Here is a 20,852-nt window from a genome sequence, read left to right as displayed (position 1 = left end):
AAAACAGGCGACTTTATGTCGCCTGTTTTTGTTTGATTTCAAGGTGATTTTTCTTCTCCAGTTCGAGTTGGATCTGCCGAAAGTATCGGGATAGACATTTATTGAAATGAAGATGTGACGACGCTCGTCGGGCGCCGTTTTCTGAAGGTATCTGGTTCAACAACAAGGCAAGGAAGAAGTCGCAATGGCAGTGATAAACGGGACAACTGGCGTGGATACGCTGACGGGTACCAGTGGGGATGATGAGATCAATGCCTTGGGTGGCAATGATGTGATCAAAGGGAGTGCCGGTGCGGACAAGCTGGATGGCGGCACCGGTACCGACACCGTCGACTATTCGGCGTCTGCCGAAGCCATCAACGTGGATCTTCGTCTGGGTGTCGGGCAGGCGGGAAGGGGCGGCGATGCCGAGGGTGACACCTTGGTCAACGTTGAAAAGGTCATCGGTTCGGCATTCAACGACAGCTTCACCGTGGCGGTGGGCGGGATGGCGTTCGAAGGCGGCGCCGGGGACGATATCTATTACATCAACACCAGCGCTACGCCGACCATTGTTGAACTGGCCGGTGGCGGCAACGATGAAATGCGCGTGTCGGTGGTCAACCCCAGCGGCACTGTCCTGGCGGCGAACGTCGAGCGCTTGACCTACACCGGCAGCCAGGCCTTCATCGGTTATGGCAACGCCAGCGACAACATCATCACCGGCGGCTCGGGCAACGACACGCTGTACGGTGGCGCGGGCGCCGACCAGTTCATCGGTGGCGCCGGTTATGACACGGCGGGCTATACCGACAGCACCGTGGCGGTGACCATCAACCTGAAGACCGGTGTACATTCCGGGATCGGGGCGGGTGATACCTTCACCGACATCGAGGCGATCAAGGGTTCGAACTACAACGATACCTTTGTCGGCGACGGGCAAGGCACGGATTTCGACGGCGGGGTCGGTAGCGATACGGTCGACTACTCGACGTCGGCCGCTGCGGTGAACGTTGATATCCGTCCTGGCACGGGGGTGGCCGGCACCGGTGGCGACGCCGAGGGCAGCACCCTGACCAGCATCGAAAGAGTCATCGGTTCGGCGTTCAACGACAGCTTCACCGTTGTTGGGCTGGGCGGGATAGCGCTCGAAGGCGGTGCCGGGGACGATACCTACTACATCAGCACCAGCATCACGCCGAGCATCGTCGAGCTGGCCGATGGCGGCAACGATGAAATGCGCGTGTCGGTGGTCAACCCCAGCCACACCTTCATGGCCGCCAACGTCGAGCGCCTGACCTTTATCGGCACCGGTGCGTACACCGGTTGGGGCAACGCCAGCGACAACATCATCACCGGCGGTTCGGGCAACGACACGCTGTACGGTGGCGCGGGCGCCGATCAGTTCATCGGCGGTGCCGGTTACGACACGGCGGGTTATACCGACAGTACCGTGGCGATGACCATCAACCTGAAGACCGGTGTGCATTCCGGGATCGGGGCGGGTGATACCTTCACCGACATCGAGGCGATCAAGGGTTCGAAGTACAACGACACCTTTGTCGGCGATGGCCGGGGCATTGACTTCGACGGCGGGGTCGGCAGCGACACGGTCGACTACTCGACGTCGGCCGCTGCAGTGAACGTTGATATCCGTCCTGGCACGGGTATGGCCGGCACCGGTGGCGACGCCGAGGGCAGCACCCTGACCAACATCGAAAGAGTCATCGGTTCGGCGTTCAACGACAGCTTCACCGTTGTTGGACTGAGCGGGATAGCGCTCGAAGGTGGTGCCGGGGACGATACCTACTACATCAGCACCAGCATCACGCCGAGCATCGTCGAACTGGCCGATGGCGGCAACGACGAGATGCGCGTGTCGGTGGTCAACCCCAGCCACACCTTCATGGCCGCCAACGTCGAGCGTCTGACCTTTGTCGGCACCGGCGCGTACACCGGTTGGGGCAACGCCAGCGACAACATCATCACCGGCGGCTCGGGCAACGACACGCTGTACGGTGGCGCGGGTGCCGACCAGTTCATCGGCGGTGCCGGTTACGACACGGCGGGTTATACCGACAGCACCGTGGCGATGACCATCAACCTGAAGACCGGTGTGCATTCCGGGATCGGGGCGGGTGATACCTTCACCGACATCGAGGCGATCAAGGGTTCGAACTACAACGACACCTTTGTCGGCGATGGCCGGGGCATTGACTTCGACGGCGGGGTCGGCAGCGACACGGTCGACTACTCGACGTCGGCCGCTGCAGTGAACGTTGATATCCGTCCTGGCACGGGTATGGCCGGCACCGGTGGCGACGCCGAGGGCAGCACCCTGACCAACATCGAAAGAGTCATCGGTTCGGCGTTCAACGACAGCTTCACCGTTGTTGGACTGAGCGGGATAGCGCTCGAAGGTGGTGCCGGGGACGATACCTACTACATCAGCACCAGCATCACGCCGAGCATCGTCGAACTGGCCGATGGCGGCAACGACGAGATGCGCGTGTCGGTGGTCAACCCCAGCCACACCTTCATGGCCGCCAACGTCGAGCGTCTGACCTTTGTCGGCACCGGCGCGTACACCGGTTGGGGTAACGCCAGCGACAACATCATCACCGGCGGCTCGGGCAACGACACGCTGTACGGTGGCGCGGGTGCCGACCAGTTCATCGGCGGTGCCGGTTACGACACGGCGGGTTATACCGACAGTACCGTGGCGATGACCATCAACCTGAAGACCGGTGTGCATTCCGGGATCGGGGCGGGTGACACCTTTACCGACATCGAGGCGATCAAGGGTTCGAACTACAACGACACTTTTGTCGGCGATGGCCGGGGCATTGACTTCGACGGCGGGGTCGGCAGCGACACGGTCGACTACTCGACGTCGGCCGCTGCGGTGAACGTTGATATCCGTCCTGGCACGGGCATGGCCGGCACCGGTGGCGACGCCGAGGGCAGCACCCTGACCAACATCGAAAGAGTCATCGGTTCGGCGTTCAACGACAGCTTCACCGTTGTTGGACTGAGCGGGATAGCGCTCGAAGGCGGCGCCGGGGACGATACCTACTACATCAGCACCAGCATCACGCCGAGCATCGTCGAACTGGCCGATGGCGGCAACGACGAGATGCGCGTGTCGGTGGTCAACCCCAGCCACACCTTCATGGCCGCCAACGTCGAGCGTCTGACCTTTGTCGGCACCGGCGCGTACACCGGTTGGGGTAACGCCAGCGACAACATCATCACCGGCGGCTCGGGCAACGACACGCTGTACGGTGGCGCGGGTGCCGACCAGTTCATCGGCGGTGCCGGTTACGACACGGCGGGTTATACCGACAGTACCGTGGCGATGACCATCAACCTGAAGACCGGTGTGCATTCCGGGATCGGGGCGGGTGACACCTTTACCGACATCGAGGCGATCAAGGGTTCGAACTACAACGACACTTTTGTCGGCGACGGCCGGGGCACGGACTTCGACGGCGGGGTCGGCAGCGATACGGTCGACTACTCGACGTCGGCCGCTGCGGTGAACGTTGATATCCGTCTTGGCACGGGCATGGCCGGCACCGGCGGCGACGCCGAGGGCAGCACCCTGACCAACATCGAAAGAGTCATCGGTTCGGCGTTCAACGACAGCTTCACCGTTGTTGGACTGAGCGGGATAGCGCTCGAAGGCGGCGCCGGGGACGATACCTACTACATCAGCACCAGCATCACGCCGAGCATCGTCGAACTGGCCGATGGCGGCAACGACGAGATGCGCGTGTCGGTGGTCAACCCCAGCCACACCTTCATGGCCGCCAACGTCGAGCGTCTGACCTTTGTCGGCACCGGCGCGTACACCGGTTGGGGTAACGCCAGCGACAACATCATCACCGGCGGCTCGGGCAACGACACGCTGTACGGTGGCGCGGGTGCCGACCAGTTCATCGGCGGTGCCGGTTACGACACGGCGGGTTATACCGACAGTACCGTGGCGATGACCATCAACCTGAAGACCGGTGTGCATTCCGGGATCGGGGCGGGTGACACCTTTACCGACATCGAGGCGATCAAGGGTTCGAACTACAACGACACTTTTGTCGGCGACGGCCGGGGCACGGACTTCGACGGCGGGGTCGGCAGCGATACGGTCGACTACTCGACGTCGGCCGCTGCGGTGAACGTTGATATCCGTCTTGGCACGGGCATGGCCGGCACCGGCGGCGACGCCGAGGGCAGCACCCTGACCAACATCGAAAGAGTCATCGGTTCGGCGTTCAACGACAGCTTCACCGTTGTTGGACTGAGCGGGATAGCGCTCGAAGGCGGCGCCGGGGACGATACCTACTACATCAGCACCAGCATCACGCCGAGCATCGTCGAACTGGCCGATGGCGGCAACGACGAGATGCGCGTGTCGGTGGTCAACCCCAGCCACACCTTCATGGCCGCCAACGTCGAGCGTCTGACCTTTGTCGGCACCGGCGCGTACACCGGTTGGGGTAACGCCAGCGACAACATCATCACCGGCGGCTCGGGCAACGACACGCTGTACGGTGGTGCGGGCGCCGACCAGTTTATCGGCAGCGCCGGTTATGACACGGCGGGCTATACCGACAGCACCGTGGCGATGACCATCAACCTGAAGACCGGTGTGTATTCCGGGATCGGGGCGGGCGATACCTTTGCCGACATCGAAGCGATCAAGGGGTCGAGCTACAACGACATTTTCTATGGTGGTACCACCGCCATGGGCCTGGACGGTGCTGTTGGGCAGGATCTGGTCAGTTACGAGCTTTCGGACGCCGCGGTGACCATCGACCTGACCACCAATGCCAACGCCGGTGATGCCGCGGGCGACACCTTCACCAACATTGAGTTCTTCCGGGGCAGCAACTTTGATGACACGTTGTCGGGGTCGCGGTTCGGTGACGTCTTTATCGGTGGGGCAGGCGCGGATGTGATTGACGGCCGCGACAGTCAGGACAGCGTCTTGTACATCACCAATGCCACCGCCGTGAACATCAACCTGTTGACTGGTGTCAATCAGGGTGGCGATGCACAAGGCGACGTATTGCTCAACATCGAGCGCGTAGTGGGCAGTCACTTCAATGACACCCTCACCGGTGATGCCAACGTCAACTACCTTGAAGGCGGGTTGGGTAACGACCTCATCTACGGTGGCGACGGCAACGATTACCTCTATGGCGGATTGGTGTCCCAGATCGGGCCATTCACTCTCGATGGTGTGATCAATGGGCCGCAGGCTGACACCTTGTATGGCGGCAATGGCAACGACACCATTGTCACCGCTGGCAACGACGAGGGCAGCCAGGCCTATGGTGAAGCGGGGGGCGATGTCATCACGGTGATTCACGGCATGGCCGACGGTGGTGACGGCAACGATCTGCTGACCGGTACGGACTCCGGCTTTTCGCTGTTTGGTGGTACGGGCGACGACAGGCTGGTGCTACAGGACGGCGGTTCGGCCTTCGGTGGAGAGGGGGACGATACCTACAACATCGACACCTCGGCACTGGTTACGATCCAGGATGACGGCACCAGTCAGTCCGACAAGCTTGTTCTGTCATACATCAACAATGCCGAACTGCTGATTGATCGCATCGGTGATGACCTCTACCTGCACGAGTGGAGTTTCAATTCCGGGCAGGTTCCAGATAACGGCGTGCGGCTCAAGGACTGGTTCGCCGGCTCCGATACCATTGAGCAAGTGCAGACTGCGGACGGACAGCTCATCAATCTGCCGGCCAACAGCGATGCGTTTGCGATGTTTGGGTGATCCGGCGTATCAATGCCCTCAATCCTGAATCCCGATTAAAGGCTTGATACACCGCAGAAGGGGATGAGTCCGGTTGCTGTTGACCGGGTTCATCCCCTTTTTCATGCCTAACACCCCCCGACGCTGGGCCCACGGAGCTGGCGCGTTTCCTGCAAGCCCCCCTCATATCGCCATAAAACGAGCACTTGCGCTCATTCCGCAAGCGCCCGACACGGCAAAAAGGTTTTAGCCAGTAGGCCCGCAAAAGCTTGATACAGCTTGGCTGAGCCCTGTGAAGAACAAGAGGGGAGACGATGAAGGCAGTTATTTTGGCGGGTGGCCTGGGCACGCGCATCAGCGAGGAGTCGCACCTCAAGCCCAAGCCGATGATCGAGATCGGCGGCAAGCCAATTCTCTGGCACATCATGAAGCAGTACTCCGCTCACGGGATTCATGATTTCGTGATCTGCCTGGGCTACAAGGGCTACGCGATCAAGGACTTCTTCGCCAACTACTTCCTGCACACCTCCGACGTCACTTTCGACATGTGCAACAACCGCATGGACGTTCACCAGAACTACAGTGAGCCGTGGCGCGTCACGCTGGTCGATACGGGCGATGACACCATGACTGGTGGCCGCCTGCGACGCGCTGCCCGTTACCTGGATGGAGAGCAGGCTTTCTGCTTCACCTACGGCGACGGCGTTTCGGACCTCAATATCGGTGCCCTTGTGGACTTTCACCTGACCCACGGCAAGCTCGCTACCGTGACGGCGGTGCAGCCGCCGGGACGCTACGGTGCGCTGGAACGTGATGGCGACAAGGTCCTCGGTTTCACCGAGAAACCCCGTGGCGACGGCGGCTGGATCAATGGCGGCTTCTTCGTCCTGTCGCCCAAGGTCTTGCCGTACATCGCTGACGATCAAACCTCCTGGGAAGCCGAGCCGCTGGCGGCGTTGGCCACAGAAGATCAGTTGCAGGCGTTCCAGCACGAAGGCTTCTGGCACCCGATGGACACCCTACGCGACAAGAATCACCTTGAGGCGTTGTGGCTGAGCGGGGAGGCCCCATGGAAACAATGGGACTGAGCCCGGCGTTCTGGCGCGGCAAGCGCGTCCTGCTGACCGGCCACACCGGTTTCAAGGGCAGCTGGCTGACGTTGTGGCTGCAAAGCCTCGGTGCCGAGGTCAGCGGGTTTTCCCTTGATCCGTCCACCGAACCGAGCCTGTTCGAACTGGCGCGGGTGGCTGAAGGCATCAACGATCAGCGCGGTGACCTGCGTGACCTCGGCGCGTTGCTGGAGCTGATTGCCGAAACCCAACCGGAAATCGTCCTGCACCTGGCGGCCCAACCGCTGGTGCGCGAAGGCTATCGCGACCCCCTGGGGACGTACTCCAGCAACGTCATGGGCACCCTCAATCTGCTCGAAGCGATCCGTCAGGTCGGTGGCGTGCGTGCCTGCGTGCTGGTGACCACCGACAAGGTCTACGCCAATCAGGAATGGCTGTGGCCCTACCGCGAAAACGAAGCCCTCGGCGGCCACGATCCTTACAGCAGCAGCAAGGCTTGCTGCGAATTGTTGGCGCAGTCTTACGCGGCGTCGTTCTTCCCGGCCGAGCGTTACGCTGAGCACGGTCTGGCCCTGGCCACGGCCCGTGCCGGCAACGTGTTGGGCGGTGGCGATTTCGCGCCGGAACGGCTGATTCCCGATGTGCTCAAGGCCTGGTCCGCAGACGAGCCCGTGACCTTGCGTTACCCGCAAGCCGTACGCCCGTGGCAACACGCCCTGGAACCGCTGGCCGGTTATCTGCAACTGGCTGCCGGCCTTTACGAGCAGGGCCCGGAGTTTGCTGGTGCGTGGAACTTCGGTCCGAGCGAAGCAGACATGTGCAGCGTCGGCGAAGTGGTCGAGTTGCTCGCCAACCGCTGGCCGCAAGCGCGTGGCTTGCGCATCGAACCGAGTGATTTGCACGAAGCCGGTCTGTTGCGCCTGGACAGCAGCCGCGCCCGTCAACTGCTGGGCTGGCAACCGCGCTGGTCGTTGCAGCAATGCCTGACCCAGACCCTCGATTGGCACCTGGCGTGGCAGAACGGCGATGACATGCGTGAAATCACCCTGCGCCAGTTGAACCTGTATCGAGGCGCGCTGTGAGTGAGTTTCTGTTGAAAGCCTTGCCGCTGGCCGGTCTGTTCAGCGTGCAGCACAAACGCTTCGAAGATGAGCGCGGGCACTTCGCGCGGCTGTTCTGTGAGGGCAGCCTGATTGCTTTCGGCCAGCCGTTTCATATCCGCCAGATCAATCATTCCTGCACCCGCGAACGGGGCAGTGTGCGCGGTCTGCATTATCAGAATTCCAATGCGCCGGAAGCCAAGTTGATTACCTGCCTGCGCGGCGAGGTCTGGGATGTGGCGGTGGATTTGCGTCCCGACTCCGAGACGTTCCTGCACTGGCACGCCGAACACCTGCGGGCCGGTGATGGTCGCAGCCTGCTGATCCCGGCCGGATTCGCTCATGGCTTTCAGACCCTCACCGACGACGCCGAATTGCTCTACTTGCACAGCGCTGATTACACGCCTGCGCACGAGGGTGGTTTGTCGGTGAATGATCCACGGCTGGCCATTGCCTGGCCGTTGCCTGTCAATAATCTGTCGGCCAGGGATTCCAGCCATCCCCTGCTTGATGAACACTTCGCTGGAGTGCGTCTATGAACTGCCGTGGTTGCGGTACTCCTCTGGCCTTGCCGCTGATTGATCTCGGCACCTCGCCGCCGTCCAACGCCTACGTGCGCGCCGACCAGCTGGAACAAGCCGAGCAATGGGTGCCGCTGAAGGTTGCAGTGTGTCTGCAGTGCTGGTTGGTGCAAACCGAGGATTACACCAGCGCCGATAGCCTGTTCGACGCCGAGTACGCCTATTTCAGTTCGTTCTCCAGCACCTGGCTGGCCCATGCCGAACGCTATGTGGCTGAGATGGTCGAGCGCTTCGGCCTGACCGCCGACAGCCGTGTGGTGGAAATCGCCGCCAATGACGGTTACCTGTTGCAGTACGTGGCCGGGCGCGGCATCCCTTGCCTGGGCGTCGAACCAACCCGCAGCACGGCGCAAGCGGCGCGGGAAAAAGGCCTGGAAATTCGCGAACTGTTCTTCGGTCGCGACACCGCTGCGCAGCTGAACAGCGAAGGCTGGGCCGCCGACCTGATGGCCGCCAACAACGTGCTGGCGCATGTGCCGGACATCAATGATTTCCTCGGTGGTTTTGCCACCCTGCTCAAGCCGACCGGTGTGGCGACGTTCGAATTTCCGCAACTGCTGACGCTGATGGCCGGGCAGCAGTTCGATACGCTGTATCACGAGCATTATTCCTACCTGTCCCTGACCGCCGTTCAGACCTTGTGCGAGCGCAATGGCCTGGAAGTGTTCGACGTCAGTCAGCTGCCGACCCATGGCGGGTCGTTGCGGGTGTTCGTCCAGCGTGCCGACGGTGTTCGCCGCGAGGTGCAGCCAGCCGTTGAGCAGCAGTTGCAGGCCGAACTTGCAGCAGGTGTGAAAACCCCCCAGTACTACGCGACCCTGGCGCCAGCAGCCGAGGGCATCAAGCACGAACTGCTGCGCTTCCTGTTGCAGGCCAAGGCCGACGGCAAGCGTGTGGTTGGTTACGGCGCGGCGGCCAAGGGCAACACTTTGCTCAACTACGCCGGGGTCAAACCGGACCTGCTGGCCTGGGTGGCCGACGCCAATCCGCACAAGCAAGGCAAGTATTTGCCGGGCAGTCGTATTCCGATCGTTTCACCGGCGCAGATCGATCTGGAAAAGCCGGATTACATCCTGGTGTTGCCGTGGAACCTGTTGCACGAAGTCAGTCAGCAACTGGCGCAGATACGTCAGTGGGACGGCCGCTTCGTGATCGCCGTGCCTGAGTTGACCGTACTGTGAAGGTGCTGGTGACCGGTGCCACCGGGTTCGTCGGCCGACATCTGGTCGCGGCCTTGCTCGCCCGTGGCTGTGAGGTCCGGGCCGTGGCGCGTAACGCCGAGACCGCAGCGCAACTGTCGTGGATCAATGCCGTGGAGTTCGTGGCGGTGGATATTCATGCCGCCGACCTGGACTTCGCCGTGCTGACCGATGGCGTCGATGCCTTGGCGCATCTCGCCTGGCCGGGGTTACCGAACTATCAGGCGCTGTTTCACTTCGAACACAATCTGATGGCCGATTACCGGTTCATCAAGGGTGCGGTCGAGGCGGGCGTGTCGCAGGTGTTGGTCACCGGGACCTGTTTCGAATACGGCTTGCAGAGCGGACCGCTCAGCGAGCAGACCGCGCCGCAGCCGAGCAATCCTTACGGGTTGGCAAAAAACACCCTGCGCCTGTTCCTGGAAAACCTGCAACGCCAGCAGCCGTTCACCCTGCAATGGGCGCGGCTGTTTTACTTGCACGGCGAAGGGCAGAACCCGAACAGTTTGCTCGCGGCGCTGGATCGAGCCATCGAGGCCGGAGACGGCAGCTTCAACATGTCGGCCGGCGAGCAGTTGCGCGATTACCTGGCGATCGACACGGCCGCCGGATACCTCGCCGCGATCCTGCAACAGCGCGAATTCGACGGCGTGATCAATTGCTCCAGCGGTCAGCCGATATCGGTCCGGGCGCTGGTCGAACAACGGCTGCGTGAACGCGGCGCGTCGATCGATTTGAATCTGGGTCACTACCCATACGCGACCCACGAGCCGATGGCGTTCTGGGGCGTGGCGGACCGCTTGCAACAGCTACTGGGAGCAGAGCATGAAGCATGAGTTGTATCGGGTCGCCGACCTGCCGGTGTTGCAGAACCGTACCTTTGCCGACGCGCAATCGGCGAAAGCTTCGGCCAGTGCCGACATGGTGTTGGTGCAGGACCAGACGAGCGGGTTGATCTTCAATCAGGCCTTCGACGCCGACAAGCTCAGCTACGACGCCGACTACCAGAATGAGCAGGCCCACTCCGGTCAGTTCCAGAAGCACCTGTGCGATGTCGAAGGGATCATTGCCCGTCACTTCAAGGGGCAGGAACTGATCGAAGTCGGCTGTGGCAAAGGCTACTTCCTTGAGCTGCTCAAAGGCCTGGGCTACGCCATCACCGGCATCGACCCGGCCTACGAGGGTGACAACGCCGACGTGATCAAGGCGCCGTTCACTCGCGGCCTGGGTCTGTCGGCGGACGCTATCGTACTGCGGCATGTGCTGGAACATATCCAGGACCCGGTGAGTTTTCTTGCCGAGATGGCCCAGGCCAATCAGGGCGGGCGGATCTACATCGAAGTGCCGTGCTTCGACTGGATTCTCGAGCACCGTGCCTGGTTCGACCTGTTCTACGAGCACGTCAATTATTTCCGCCTCGATGACCTGCGCCGGATGTTCGGCACCGTGCACGAGGCCGGTCATCTGTTTGGTGGCCAATACCTGTACATCGTCGCCGATCTTGCGACGTTGCGTCTGACGCCGGAGCAACCGGTGCCGCGCCTGGCATTGCCGGATGGCTTCACCAGCAGCCTTGAGCGTGCGGTGCAGATCATTCAAGCGGCGTCTGAGCAAGGTTCAGCGATCTGGGGGGCGTCGTCCAAAGGCGTGATTTATTCGCTGTTCCTGCAACGCGCGGGCGTGGCGGTGGATCGCGTGGTGGATATTAACCCGGCCAAACAGGGCCGTTATCTACCCCTGAGCGGCGTGCGGGTGTCCTCGCCCCAAGAGGCCATGGACGCACTGCCCGAAGGCGCCAACCTGTTTGTGATGAACTCCAACTACCTCGAAGAAATCAAGCGGATGACCGGTGGACGCTACGTCTATCACGCCGTCGACAGCGCTTCGTTCCAGTGACTATTGAGATTCTAAAATGACCGACAACAGCATCAATAAAGCCTTCGAAGCCGAATGCCAGGAACAAGTCGCCCAGCAGGGTGACGACCAGAAACTCACCGGCCTGGCCCGGGATTTCTTCAACGAATCGGCCAAGCACAAGTACAGCTACCACTTCTCGTGGATGGGCCGCCCGATCATCCAGTTGCCCCAAGACATGATGGCGATGCAGGAAATCATCTGGCAGGTCAAACCGGACCTGGTGATCGAATGCGGCATCGCCCACGGCGGTTCGATCATCTACTACGCCTCCTTGCTGGAGCTGCAAGGCCACGGTGAAGTGCTGGGCATTGACCTCGATATTCGTCCGCACAACCGCGAAGCCATCGAAAGCCACCCGATGAGCAAGCGCATTTCCATGATCGAAGGTTCGAGCATCGATCCGGCGATCGCCGCGCAAGTACGTGCCATTGCCGAAGGCAAGAAAGTCATTCTGGTGCTGGACTCCAACCACACCCACGATCACGTGCTGGAAGAACTGCGCCTGTACGCACCACTGGTTTCGGTGGACAGCTACTGCGTGGTCATGGACACCGTGGTCGAAGACATGCCGGCCGATTTCTTTCCGGATCGTCCGTGGGGCCCGGGCGATAACCCGAAGACCGCGGTGTGGAAGTACCTGGAAGAAAACAAGGACTTCGAAATCGACCGGCAGCTGCAAAACAAGCTGCTGATCACCGTAGCGCCGGATGGTTATCTGCGTCGCGTTCGTTAATCAGAAGTGGTTTCAGGTTCTTGGCGATTGGCCGGTTGTGGGGATAGGAAGATGCAGGTTCAAAACAGTGCTCAAAACAACGTTGCGCCGCTGAACGAGCGGTTTACGGTGGTGGTGATTTCTCACAACCGGAACGCGTTCCTGCGGCGTACCTTGCAGTACTACAGTAGTTATCCCTGCACGGTTCTGGTTCTGGACTCGTCTGTCGAGGGCGATGAGCACATGGCCCGGGACTTCCCGTCGGTCGACTATCGCCACTTGCCGCAATTCACCTATCAGGGGCTGCAGGAAAAACTCACCTACGGCGTCAATCAGGTCACCACACCGTATATGGTGTTTGCTGCCGACGACGACTTCCTGTTGCATGGCGCCCTGACCGAGTCGGTGGAGTTTCTTGAAGGCAACCCTGACTACGGCCTGTGTCATGGCTACGGAATGATGTACCTGGCCCGTGCCACCGAAGTGAATTACTACCGCCGCGACAAAAGGGTGCAAGAGGACTACAACTCGCAGCAGCCTGAAGATCGGGTCATGGAACTCATGGGCCAGTTCCTGCCGCCGTTCTATGCGGTGACTCGCACCGACCTGCTGCAACAGTGGCTCAGCCTGTTGCCTGCTGGTACCAGTTTCGAGTGGCAGGAAATCGGCCACGCTTTCTACCTGCTGGCGTGTGCCAAGGCGCGGATCCTGCCGATTCCCTACATTGTGCGTGAGGCGAATTATGGCGCCTCGGATCACAGCACCAATGTGTTGACCGTGCTGACGTACAAAGATGCGAAAACCGTCGCCGACCGCGAGCAGTTTGCGCAATTCCTGGCTTCGATCCCGACGCAGTTCAGCGACAGCGACCCGGCCCGGGTCAAACAGATTGTTCTGGACAGCTTTACCGCCATGGCCGACTGCCTGCTCGAAGGTCGCTCGCTCAAAGCCACCCTGATCTTCCGTTCAGTCTGGAACGAGCCGGGGCGCGAGCCGGTTCGCTCGTTCGGCCCCGAGCAGTTCGTCGAAATGCCGTTTTACAACAAACCGATGTTCGACCTGCTGACCGAACTTGAATTCCTGTTGCATGCCATGCCGGCCGGCCGTCTGCAATTGCAGGAGCTCGAAGGCATTCTGCTCAAGCAACACGAGCTGATGCGAATTCAGCCTGACGACAACGACCGCACCCTCCGCGCCCGTTTGTGGGAGGCATTGAGTCTTAACCGGTTCAATCGGTCGGTGGTCAAGCGCTTGATCGAGTCGCTCGAAGGCACCGAGGAACAGGACGAGAAGCTCAAGCTTCAAGCATGGGCCAAGCGTCTGGATTCGGTACCGGGACAGGATGACCGCACACTGCTTCAGAACATGCCGTCCGGGCGTTTGCTCGACTGGCTCGAAGCGCGCAATCCTGATGCCGCTCAACGTTCAGCTATTTCCAGGCATCTGGCCACGCACGATGGCGGCCCGCAATTCGGCATTCTGCTGTTGGACCTGGATGCAGACTTGTTCAAGTTGCAGGCGACCTTCGATAGCCTGGTCAACGGCCACTGCAAAGCCTTCAAAGTGGTGGTCTTCACTACCGGCGAATTGCCGGCGACCACGTCCGTGCGCGACACCGTGCACTTCGTCAAAGTCACCACCGCCAACTATGTGGATCGCATCAACCAGATCGTCGACCAATCTGCTGTCGACTGGCTGCTGCTGGCTGAGGCCGGTGACCAGTTGACCCCAAGCGGGTTGCTGCGCGCCAGCCTGGAGCTGATCGGCGCCGAGGGTGTGCGTGCGGTGGCGATGGATGAAATTCAGCGTCAGGCCAACGGTTCTCTGGCGGAGGTATTCCGTCCCGGGGTCAACCTCGATCTGCTGCAAACCGTGCCGTCACTGATGGCGCGACACTGGTTGATCCGGCGTGATGTGTTGGTCCAGGCCAAGGGATTCTCGGCGCAATACACCCAGGCGCTGGAGTTCGACCTACTGCTGCGTCTGATCGAAGACGGCGGTCTTGGTGGTCTGGCGCACCTGGCCGAACCCTTGCTGATCTGCAACGCGCCGGTCACTGAAGAAAATGCTCAGGAACGTCAGGTGTTGACTCGTCATCTGGCCAATCGTGGGTATCGTGGTCAGGTCAGCTCTACGCTGCCGCAGACTTGGCAGATTGACTATCAGCACGCTCAGCGACCGATGGTGTCGATCGTCCTCCAGAGCCAGGACAACCTGGAACACTTGCAACGTGCATTGGTCAGCGTGCTGCAACGCACCCGCTACCAGCGCCACGAAGTGCTGATCGTCGACAACCACAGCCAATCGCCAGAGCTGGCCGAATGGCTGAGCGGTCTGGAAGGTAAAGGCGAGCGCATTCGTGTGCTGCGCACCGGTCAGCGCCTGAGTGATTCAGCGTTGTATAACGTTGCAAGCGCCGAGGCCAAGGGTGAGTACCTGGTGCTGCTGTCGGCCGAAACCCAAGTGTTCAATGCCAATTGGCTCGACGCCATGCTCAATCAGGCTCAGCGTCCCGAAGTCGGCATCGTTGGCGCCAAGTTGACGGACACTCAAGGCGTTACCACCCAGGCCGGGTTGGTTCTCGGTTTGAATGGCGATATCGGCTCGGTCTTTGTCGGCGAACGCAAGGACGCCAAGGGCTACATGAACGGCCATCAGGTCGAGCAGAACTATTCGGCGGTGTCCGGTGCTTGCCTGATGATTCGCAAGGATCTGTATGACGCGGTCGGAGGGCTGGATGAAGAGCATTTCGACGAAGCCTTCGCTGATGTCGACCTGTGCCTGAAAGTCGCCGATGCGGGTTATCTCACCGTCTGGACGCCCCAGGCGCAATTGCTGCACCCTGGCCTGTTGCCCGAGGCGCCTCAGGCTCGTGCCGCCCTGCGTGACAAGTGGCAGGCCCGTTTCGCCCAGGACGTCGCCTACAACCAGAACCTGGCCCTGACCGGCAAAGGCTTTACCCTCGGAGACGCTTCCAGTGTGAACTGGGCGCAGTTGCTCGCATAAGCCTGGCTGACAGATAAAAGGACTCAAGGCATGTTCAACGGTAAATCGATTTTCATCTCCGGCGGCACCGGCTCGTTCGGGCGCAATTTCATCCGCCGGTTGCTGGAGCAATACCAGCCCAAACGGGTGGTGGTGTTTTCCCGCGATGAGCTCAAGCAGTACGAGATGCAGCAGACGTTCAACGCACCGTGCATGCGGTACTTCATCGGTGACGTGCGCGACGCCGACCGTTTGCGTCAGGCCATGCGCGGCATTGATTACGTGGTGCATGCCGCGGCCTTGAAGCAAGTACCGGCGGCGGAATACAACCCCACCGAATGCATCCGCACCAACGTCAACGGCGCGGAAAACATCATTGCCGCGGCCATCGACAACGGCGTGAAAAAAGTCGTTGCGTTGTCCACCGACAAGGCCGCCAGCCCGATCAACCTGTACGGCGCGACCAAGCTGCTGTCGGACAAACTGTTCGTGGCCGCCAACAACATTGCTGGCGAACAGCAGACCCGCTTTGCCGTGGTGCGCTATGGCAACGTCGCTGGCTCGCGGGGTTCGGTGGTGCCGTTCTTCAGCAAGCTGATTGCCGAGGGCGCCAAAGAGCTGCCGATCACCGACGAGCGCATGACGCGTTTCTGGATCACCCTCGATCACGGTGTAAAGTTTGTGCTCGACAGCTTTGCCCGCATGCACGGCGGTGAAGTGTTTGTGCCGAAGATCCCGTCGATTCGCGTCGTCGATCTGGCGCGGGGCATGGCTGAACATTTGCCGCACAAAAACGTCGGCATACGTCCAGGGGAGAAACTCCATGAGCTGATGGTGCCGCTGGATGACGCGCGCATGACCCTGGAATTCGATGATCACTACACCATTCAGCCGTCGATTCGTTTCACCAGCGTTGACGTGGATTTTGCCGTAGACAAACTGGGCGAGCAGGGCCGGCCGGTGAGCGAAGACTTCGAGTACCGCTCCGACACCAACCCGCACTTCCTTTCGGTCGGCCAGATCGCTGACCTGCACGCGGAGCTGTCGGCATGATTCCCTACGGTCGGCAAAGCCTCGATCAGGAAGACATCGATGCGGTAGTTGCCGTGTTGCAGTCCGACTGGCTGACGCAAGGGCCGACCATCGAGCGTTTCGAACAGGCCATGGCCGAGCGTTGCCAGGCCGATTTCGCGGTGGCGGTGTGCAATGCCACGGCGGCGTTGCACATTGCCTGTCTCGCCGCCGGCCTTGGGCCGGGCGATCGGTTATGGACCACGCCCAACACCTTCCTGGCCTCGGCCAACTGCGGTCGCTACTGCGGCGCCGAGGTCGATTTTGTCGACATCGATCCGCTGACCTGGAACCTCGACGCCTTTGCCCTGGCGTCGAAGCTTGAAGCCGCCGAGCGCGACGGCACGCTGCCCAAAGTGCTGGTGGCGGTGGCGTTCTCCGGGCAGAGCTGCGATATGCGCATGATCGCCGAACTGGCCGAGCGCTATGGTTTCACAGTGATCGAGGATGCCTCCCACGCGGTCGGCGCGTCCTATGCCGGGAGCCCGGTGGGTTGTGGCGAATTCGCGGCGATGACGGTGTTCAGTTTCCACCCGGTGAAGATCATCACCAGTGCCGAAGGCGGCATGGTGCTGACCAATCGCCCGGAACTGGCCGAGCGCTTGCAGCGCCTGCGTAGCCACGGCATGACCCGTGACCCCGAGCAGATGACCGAACCCAGCCACGGTCCCTGGTACTACCAGCAAGTGGAGCTGGGCTTCAATTACCGGGTCACCGATCTGCAAGCGGCCCTCGGTCTGTCGCAGCTGAACAAGCTTGATGGCTTCATTGAGCGTCGGCGTGAACTGGCGGCGCGTTATGACCGGTTGCTGGCGTACTTGCCACTGACCTTGCCCAGCGCGCAGCCCGAGGCCGAGTCGGCGTGGCATCTGTACGTGGTGCGCTTGCAGACGCAGCGGATCAACCTCAGCCATCGACAGGTGTTCGAAGGCTTGCGAGCGGCCGGTGTCGGTGTGAACCTGCACTATATTCCGCTGCACTTGCAGCCGTACTATCGCGACCTGGGTTTTGCCGTGGGTGATTTCCCCCAGGCCGAACGTTATTACGCCGAGGCCATCAGCCTGCCGCTGTTTCCTCTGCTGAGCGATGAACAACAGGACTATGTGGTCGAGCAATTGCGACGACTGGTCCTTGAGGAGTAGTGACTCTTGAGCTGCGTTGCGATCATTCCGGCCCGCGGTGGCAGCAAGCGAATCCCGCGCAAGAACCTCAAACCGTTCGACGGCGTGCCGATGATCGTCCGTTCGATTCGCACGGCGCTGGCGTCGACGCTGTTCGACCAGGTGATCGTCAGCACCGACGATGAGGAAATTGCCGAAGTCGCGCGGGCTCACGGTGCTCAGGTGCCGTTCATGCGGCCCGCGGCGCTTGCCGACGATTTCACCGGCACCGCAGCGGTCATCGTGCATGCCTTGAAGCAATTGCCGCCGTTCGACTATGCCTGCTGCGTCTACGCGACGGCGCCGTTGTTGCAGGCGCGTTATCTGCGTCAGGGGCATGAATTGCTGGAGCAGCACCCGGACAGATCCTTCGCATTTTCTGTCACCGGTTTCGGCTTCCCGGTACAGCGGGCCTTGACCCTCGACGAGCAGGGCGCCTTGACCTCGCTCTACCCGGAATTTCGCGATACCCGCTCCCAGGACTTGCCCGAAGCTTTTCAAGACGCCGGCCAGTTCTACTGGGGGCGCAGCGAGGCCTGGTTGCGTGGTGATGTGCTGTTCTCGCCAGCGAGCCTGCCGGTGATTCTGCCGCGGCATCTGGTGCAGGACATCGACACCCTCGAAGACTGGAAACGCGCCGAATACCTTTACGCAGCCTTAAAGGCCGGTGGTGAGCTGCAATGAGAGTGCTGATCCGCGCCGACGCGTCGCCGACCATCGGCAGCGGCCATGTCGCCCGCTGCCTGACCCTGGCCAGGGTGTTGCGCAAGCAGGGCACGCACGTTGCTTTCGCGTGTCGTCTGCTGCCGGGGCATCGACTGGACAGTCTGCAAGCCGAGGGTTTCGAAACCTTCGCGCTACCGCAGCGTTATCCCGGTGAGGATCCGCAGCAAGCCATCGAGTCGATGCTGCCGTGGCAGGCGGACATCGCTGCGCTGGGGCAAGCGTTGGAAGGTCATCCAGCTTTCGACTGGATTATCGTCGACCACTATGGCCTCGACCATCACTGGCAGACAGCGGCCCGCCGCTGGGCACCACGGATCGCGGCGGTGGATGACCTAGCCACTCGGCAGTACCGCGTCGATCTGCTGCTCAATCAAAATCTGTCGGGCACGCCAAAGGCTTATGACTCACTGCTGACGCCCGACTGCCAGACTTTGCTCGGTCCACGGTTTGCCCTGTTGCGCGATGAGTTTTGCTGTCCGGCGATCGAGATCAAACCTCGGGCCAGGCGAGTGCTGGTGAATTTCGGCGGTTTCGATGCGGCCATGCAGACCCACCACGCGATGTTGGCGCTGGCGGATTTCCATGAGCTGGAGGTCGATTTCGTGGCGGGTGCCGACAACCCGGCCTGGGAGCAGATGCAGACGCTGGCGGACTATCGCCCGAACTGGCGCCTGCACAGTTTTGTCAGTGACTTCTACCGGTTGATGACCGAGGCCGATTTGTTCGTCGGTGCCGGTGGCGGCACCAGTTGGGAGCGGGCGGCCATGGGGCTGCCGACGATCTGCATTGCGGTCTCGAATAATCAGCAGGCCAATGGCGAGGTGATGGCGACCTCGGGGGCTCATGTGTTTCTGGGCAGTCGCGAGCAGGTCAGCGTCGAGCAGTTGCGCCAGGCCATCGGTTTTGTCGTGGGCAATCAGGGTTTTCGTCAGAGTCTGGCCGACCGCTCGCGGCAGTTGGTCGATGGCCGTGGAGCACTGCGGGTGGCGGCAGCGCTCGCCGGTGCGGTGCTGCAAGTTCATCAGGCCACTCAGGACGATGCGCAATTGTTGTTCGACGGGCGTAATGCCGAGGCGGTACGGCGCTGGTCTTTGGACACCCACGTCATTGATTGGCAACGGCATCAGGCCTGGCTGGCCGCGAGCCTGAGCAATCCGCGGCGGTTGCTGTTGATTGCCGAGGCGGATGACGGCCCGGTCGGTGTGCTGCGCTATGACCTTGACGGTACTCGGGCCGAAGTCTCGATTTATCTGTTCGAAGGCCGATTTGGCCTGGGCTGGGGCAGGGCGCTGTTGGCGCGGGGCGAAGCCTTCGTCACCGCTCACTGGCCGGCGCTGGAAGCCATCACCGCTCAGGTGCTGCCGGCCAATCAAGCGTCGCTGAAAGTTTTTTGCGAGGCAGGTTTCACTCAGAGTGCTTGCGCGTTCACGCGCGATTTAAAGGATCACCCATGACGAGTTTCAAGATCGGCAACCGCTCGATCGGTGCCGATGCGCCGCCGTTTATCATTGCCGAGATGAGTGGCAACCATAACCAGTCGCTGGACGTGGCGCTGCAAATCGTCGAAGCCGCGGCCAAGGCCGGTGCCCACGCCTTGAAGTTGCAAACCTATACCGCCGAGACCATGACCCTGGACCTTTGCGAAGGTGAGTTCTTCATCAAGGACCCTAACAGTCTGTGGGCCGGTTCTTCGCTGTACGCACTGTACGAGAAGGCCCACACGCCGTGGGAATGGCACGCGCCGATTTTCGCCCAGGCCAAAGAGCTGGGCATGCTGGCGTTCTCCACACCATTTGATGACACCGCAGTGGACTTCCTTGAAAGCCTGGACGTACCGGCTTACAAAATCGCCAGTTTCGAGAACACTGATCTGCCGCTGATTCGTCGGGTCGCTGCTACCGGCAAACCGCTGATCATTTCCACTGGCATGGCCAGCATCGCCGAACTCGATGAAACCGTGCGCGCCGCCCGTGAGGCCGGTTGCAAGGATCTGGTGTTGCTCAAGTGCACCAGCACGTACCCGGCGACACCGGCTAATAGCAATGTGCGCACCATCCCTCATCTACGTGAATTGTTTGGTTGTGAAGTCGGTTTGTCCGATCATTCGATGGGCGTCGGGGTGTCTGTCGCCGCAGTGGCGCTGGGGGCGACGGTGGTGGAAAAACATTTCACCCTCGACCGTGCCGCCGGTGGGGTGGACGCCAGTTTCTCCCTGGAACCGGCCGAACTTGCCAGCCTGGTGATCGAAACCGAACGCGCCTGGCAGGCGATGGGCCAGGTGCATTACGGCGTGACTGAGGCCGAGCGCAAGTCTCTGGTATACCGCCGTTCGCTGTATGTCACCCAGGACATGGTTGCCGGAGAACCCTTCACTGTTGCCAATCTGCGGGCCATCCGGCCTGGCCTGGGGCTGGCCCCCAAACACGCTGAAACCCTTCTGGGCCGCCGCGCCCGCCAGGCCATCAAGCGCGGAACGCCGCTGGACTGGTCGTTGGTTGAATAGCCTGTTGTGGGGCTGATTCGGCGAAATAGCGTGACCTGCGAGTCATAACGCGCATCTTCACTGTATTGTATAAAAA

14 protein-coding genes are annotated in these 20,852 nt (G+C 61.1%); all 14 read left to right on the top strand.

Annotated elements, in window-relative coordinates; all coding sequences use genetic code 11:
* Positions 1–184: 184 nt before the first annotated feature.
* Positions 185–5,773: a beta strand repeat-containing protein gene (locus ACA044_RS22170; protein ID WP_497443282.1), complete on the top strand. Its 5,589-nt coding sequence runs from the start codon at positions 185–187 to the stop codon at positions 5,771–5,773.
* Between the two features lie 293 nt (positions 5,774–6,066).
* The gene (gene rfbF, locus ACA044_RS22165; RefSeq protein WP_497443281.1) at positions 6,067–6,840 is read left to right on the top strand and encodes a glucose-1-phosphate cytidylyltransferase; all 774 of its coding nucleotides are present in this window, start codon (positions 6,067–6,069) and stop codon (positions 6,838–6,840) included.
* Positions 6,822–7,904 carry a CDP-glucose 4,6-dehydratase gene (gene rfbG / locus ACA044_RS22160; RefSeq protein WP_497443280.1) on the top strand — a complete coding sequence of 361 codons (1,083 nt, stop codon included), beginning with the start codon at positions 6,822–6,824 and terminating at the stop codon, positions 7,902–7,904. The genes rfbF and rfbG overlap by 19 nt, the downstream gene beginning before the upstream one ends.
* Positions 7,901–8,461 (top strand): dTDP-4-dehydrorhamnose 3,5-epimerase family protein, encoded by a 561-nt coding sequence (locus ACA044_RS22155; RefSeq protein WP_497443279.1) that lies wholly within the window; start codon positions 7,901–7,903, stop codon positions 8,459–8,461. The genes rfbG and ACA044_RS22155 overlap by 4 nt, the downstream gene beginning before the upstream one ends.
* Positions 8,458–9,684: a methyltransferase domain-containing protein gene (locus ACA044_RS22150; RefSeq protein ID WP_497443278.1), complete on the top strand. Its 1,227-nt coding sequence runs from the start codon at positions 8,458–8,460 to the stop codon at positions 9,682–9,684. The genes ACA044_RS22155 and ACA044_RS22150 overlap by 4 nt, the downstream gene beginning before the upstream one ends.
* Positions 9,681–10,538 (top strand): NAD-dependent epimerase/dehydratase family protein, encoded by an 858-nt coding sequence (locus ACA044_RS22145; protein WP_497443277.1) that lies wholly within the window; start codon positions 9,681–9,683, stop codon positions 10,536–10,538. Before ACA044_RS22150 ends, ACA044_RS22145 begins: the two co-directional genes overlap by 4 nt.
* Entirely contained in the window at positions 10,528–11,598 is a 1,071-nt protein-coding gene (locus ACA044_RS22140) for a class I SAM-dependent methyltransferase (protein WP_497443276.1), read from the top strand. Before ACA044_RS22145 ends, ACA044_RS22140 begins: the two co-directional genes overlap by 11 nt.
* A 16-nt stretch (positions 11,599–11,614) precedes the next feature.
* Complete coding sequence (locus tag ACA044_RS22135; RefSeq protein WP_497443275.1) at positions 11,615–12,352, top strand: cephalosporin hydroxylase family protein; 738 nt, start codon at positions 11,615–11,617, stop codon at positions 12,350–12,352.
* 51 nt (positions 12,353–12,403) lie between these two features.
* The gene (locus ACA044_RS22130) at positions 12,404–15,337 is read left to right on the top strand and encodes a TIGR00180 family glycosyltransferase (protein WP_497443274.1); all 2,934 of its coding nucleotides are present in this window, start codon (positions 12,404–12,406) and stop codon (positions 15,335–15,337) included.
* A gap of 30 nt (positions 15,338–15,367) precedes the next feature.
* Entirely contained in the window at positions 15,368–16,369 is a 1,002-nt protein-coding gene (gene pseB, locus ACA044_RS22125) for a UDP-N-acetylglucosamine 4,6-dehydratase (inverting) (RefSeq protein ID WP_123720681.1), read from the top strand.
* The gene (gene pseC / locus ACA044_RS22120) at positions 16,366–17,529 is read left to right on the top strand and encodes a UDP-4-amino-4,6-dideoxy-N-acetyl-beta-L-altrosamine transaminase (RefSeq protein ID WP_497443273.1); all 1,164 of its coding nucleotides are present in this window, start codon (positions 16,366–16,368) and stop codon (positions 17,527–17,529) included. The genes pseB and pseC overlap by 4 nt, the downstream gene beginning before the upstream one ends.
* A gap of 6 nt (positions 17,530–17,535) precedes the next feature.
* Positions 17,536–18,231 carry a pseudaminic acid cytidylyltransferase gene (gene pseF, locus ACA044_RS22115; RefSeq protein WP_497443272.1) on the top strand — a complete coding sequence of 232 codons (696 nt, stop codon included), beginning with the start codon at positions 17,536–17,538 and terminating at the stop codon, positions 18,229–18,231.
* The gene (gene pseG / locus ACA044_RS22110; RefSeq protein WP_497443271.1) at positions 18,228–19,727 is read left to right on the top strand and encodes a UDP-2,4-diacetamido-2,4,6-trideoxy-beta-L-altropyranose hydrolase; all 1,500 of its coding nucleotides are present in this window, start codon (positions 18,228–18,230) and stop codon (positions 19,725–19,727) included. Before pseF ends, pseG begins: the two co-directional genes overlap by 4 nt.
* Positions 19,724–20,776 carry a pseudaminic acid synthase gene (pseI, locus tag ACA044_RS22105; protein WP_497443270.1) on the top strand — a complete coding sequence of 351 codons (1,053 nt, stop codon included), beginning with the start codon at positions 19,724–19,726 and terminating at the stop codon, positions 20,774–20,776. The genes pseG and pseI overlap by 4 nt, the downstream gene beginning before the upstream one ends.
* Positions 20,777–20,852 lie beyond the last annotated feature (76 nt).

It is taken from the genome of Pseudomonas sp. LBUM1673 (assembly GCF_059695645.1).
Note: the sequence above shows the minus strand (reverse complement) of the source record. Positions and strands in the feature narration are given on the sequence as shown.